Source organism: Marinospirillum sp. (assembly GCF_014859565.1).
Window position 1 is genome coordinate 1 of record NZ_JACUUA010000307.1, and the last position, 3,317, is coordinate 3,317.

At 46.8% G+C, this 3,317-nt stretch carries 4 protein-coding genes and 1 pseudogene; all 5 read left to right on the forward strand.

Features of this window, described 5'->3' with window-relative positions; genetic code table 11:
* A pseudogene (locus IBX50_RS18790) lies at positions 1-127 on the forward strand (electron transfer flavoprotein subunit alpha/FixB family protein); the annotation flags it as partial.
* Positions 128-241: 114 nt separating this feature from the next.
* Entirely contained in the window at positions 242-997 is a 756-nt protein-coding gene (locus IBX50_RS18795) for an ion transporter (RefSeq protein ID WP_292257933.1), read from the forward strand.
* Between the two features lie 4 nt (positions 998-1,001).
* Entirely contained in the window at positions 1,002-2,366 is a 1,365-nt protein-coding gene (locus IBX50_RS18800; RefSeq protein WP_292257934.1) for a hypothetical protein, read from the forward strand.
* A gap of 78 nt (positions 2,367-2,444) precedes the next feature.
* Entirely contained in the window at positions 2,445-2,705 is a 261-nt protein-coding gene (locus tag IBX50_RS18805; protein WP_292257935.1) for a hypothetical protein, read from the forward strand.
* 4 nt (positions 2,706-2,709) lie between these two features.
* Positions 2,710-3,237: a DNA-binding protein gene (locus IBX50_RS18810; protein ID WP_292257936.1), complete on the forward strand. Its 528-nt coding sequence runs from the start codon at positions 2,710-2,712 to the stop codon at positions 3,235-3,237.
* Positions 3,238-3,317 lie beyond the last annotated feature (80 nt).

Below are 3,317 nucleotides of genomic sequence, written 5' to 3' on the forward strand. Positions count from 1 at the left end.
TATGAAAGACTCCAAGGTGATTGTTGCCATCAACAAGGACGAAGAAGCTCCCATCTTTCAGGTGGCAGACTACGGCCTGGTAGCAGACCTGTTTGAAGCCGTACCGGCACTGGAACAGCAGCTCTAAGCTGAAACCAGCCCAACGGTAACCCAAAAGACCAGCCAATGTGCTGGTCTTTTTTTATTGCAAAATGAAAGCATCTTCTTTAAAAAGATAAGTATCAGACAAGGAGGGGTTGTATTGAAACGTTATCTCTACAGACAACTGGAACCTGCGGCATGGATGGAAAAAGGGTTATCGCCAGCCAATAAAGTGATTTTTTTCCTGATACTGCTTGCTTCTCTGACAGCAATCCTTGAAACAGAGATAACCATCCGGGAAGCTAACCCATCAATCTTTGTCTGGCTTGAAGCAGCTTTTGTACTGGTCTTTTCGGTTGAGTATCTTGCAAGACTTTATGCTGCAGGTGAAAACCCGCTCTACGCTGGTTTTACAGGCCGAGTTCGTTATATTTTCAGCTTCTGGGCCTTGATAGATCTTTTGGCAATCTTGCCGTTTTTTATCGGTTTGATTGTATACAACAATGCGTTTCTTCTGCGCTTGATCAAAATCGCCCGCTTATTGCGATTATCTCGACTTGGGCGCTTTAGTCAGGCTTGGTCTGCATTGGCCGAAGCACTTTCAAACCGAATGTATGAATTGATATTAAGCGGTGTATTTGCTGGGATGTTGTTATTGTTTTCTGCTGCGTGCCTGTATGCAGTAGAGGCTGAACATCAACCGGAAACTTTTGGTAGTGTTCTCCGAGCCTTGTGGTGGAGCATTGCTACACTAACTACCGTGGGCTACGGCGATGTGACACCTGTAACTGCACTGGGTAAATTCTTTGCCGGTATTACGGCTGTTGCAGGGATAGGCATTATTGCCATGCCAACTGGCATACTCGCGGCAGCTTTCAGTGCTGCTTTTCAAGGACAATCCAAAACCGAAGGATAAAAAAATGGATCTACCCAGTTATGTTACCAGAGCAGAAGTTGCACGACTGATTCCGGTGGTGGCTGATACTAATCGTGAGCAGCGTGCTGCTTCAATTTTATTGGCTGCTTTGCGAGGCGTGTATGAGTTCCGGCAAGCAATGCTGTCTTCTGTTGGGCAAAGGGTTGGCAACAGAGCCAGTATGGATACTTGGACAGAGGTTGTTCTTGAGACCGATGATGCAACAACCAAAAGTGATCGGCCAGATGGCTTGATCGTTCTTGGTACAGGTCGTAAACAATGGTCAGCATTGATTGAGGCCAAAATCGGGAATGTAGATATCGGAGAAGAGCAGCTGAAGCACTATCTCCAGCAGGCCAAAAAAAACAAGATTGATGCAGTAATCACGATCACCAATCAATTTGTGGCTATGCCCTCTCATCATCCGGTTAAAGTCGCCAAAAGTTTACTCAAGGGAGTGGAGCTTTATCACTGGTCATGGATGTATGCCGTCACTCAAGCCACTTTACTGCTGGAGTCCGGCGAAGTCACTTCACCGGATCAGAAATTCATACTGGAAGAAGTGTTGCGCTATCTGAGTCATGATTCAAGTGGGGTCAGCCGGTTCGACAGTATGAATCGGGAATGGAAAGAGGTTGTTGGCAAGGTAAAAAGTGGTGCTCCACTGAGCAAAAATACTAGTGAGGTTGAGAACACTGTATCCAGTTGGCATCAAGAACAAAGGGATCTGTGTCTGGTGATGAGCCGTAAGCTTGGCCGTAGTGTTAAACAGAAAATACAGAAAAGCCACCGTGCTGATCCTATCCAGCGACTGAAAGATGATTGTGAAACTCTGGTGAAAGACAAAAACCTATATTGTTGTCTTGACGTGCCGGATGCAGCGGCAGACATGGATGTTACTGCAGATATTACCAAGCGTACTATTGTTTGCTCCATGCGTGTTGGTGCGCCGCTAGACAAAAAAAGCTGTTCGGCCAGAGTAAACTGGCTAATCCGTCAACTCGCCAAGGCCGAAACTGAAAGCATGTTTGTAAAGGCAATTCGGCCTGGCCGTGCAGAAGAGTCGCAAGCTCCACTTGCTCAAGTCATGGCTAACCCGGCAGTACTTGAGTCAGCTACCAGCAGTGTAGTGCCCAGTGCGTTTGAAGTGTTTTATATGGCTGATCTTGGGGCGCGATTTGCTGGTAACAAGGTGTTTATTGAGGAGCTTGAAAAAGCGGTGCCGCACTTTTACCAGCAAGTTGGTCAGAAATTAAGAGCTTGGGTAGCGCCGCCGCCCAAGCTGCAGCGACGTGATCCAGCAGAGCAGGAGTCTGATGATGAGCATTCAGAATCAATATCGTCTGCTGAAACTAGAGACGAAGCGTAATTAAAAGCATCACGCCAACACAAAGTTGTCACTTGACAACTTTGTGTTGGCTTTCTAGTCTAAAGGAGACATGATGCCATGACACGGAAGTCTCACCCCAATAAAGAGATACAAGCTGCATTACGTTACGCTGAGGCGCATGGATGGCATGTCATAACGGGTGGCAGTCATGCTTGGGGCAAAATTTACTGCCCATACAATGCCAGTGATTGTCGTTGTGGCGAATTCTGCATTGCATCAATATGGAGTACTCCGCGTAATCCGCAGAACCATGCCCGCCAGATACAGCGCATCGTGGATCACTGCATTTACTTTTCAACCGGCAAAAAGAAAGGTTAACACCATGACCGTGTTTGATTTTACGCTGAAGTTTGCACTGCCTGAACTGGAACAGGATGCTGCTGAGTATATTGAACAGCTTGGTGCTGCGGGTTGTGATGATGCAATGATTGGTGTGGGAATAAAAGGCCGGATTGCTCTGCAATTCTCCCGAGAGGCTGACACAGCTTTTAATGCTGTGTTTTCAGCACTGGAAGATGTAAAGCAGGTCATTCCCGGTGTTAAGCTAACTGAAGCCACCCCGGATCTGGTCGGTTTGTCAGATATTGCTATAGTTATAGGCGTTTCACGCCAGAACGTGCGCAAACTCATGCTGGCACACAGCCAGTCTTTTCCAGCACCGATCCATTCTGGATCAACATCCATTTGGCACCTGTCCAGCGTTTTACAGTGGTTTCAGGAAAAACAGAACAAAATGGTCGAGCAGTCAGTTCAGGATATAGCCCAAGCAACTATGCAGTTGAATATTGCCCGCGAAATGACACAGCTGGATCCTAGTTTGCAGAGCAGGCTATTGGAGCTGGCTCGTTAGATCACTGCAAATCCTTATAGAATAGTGGCAATTTATGCTACTCTCGCGCCTTTTCTTTCATTCCATTTTCCGGGTATTCC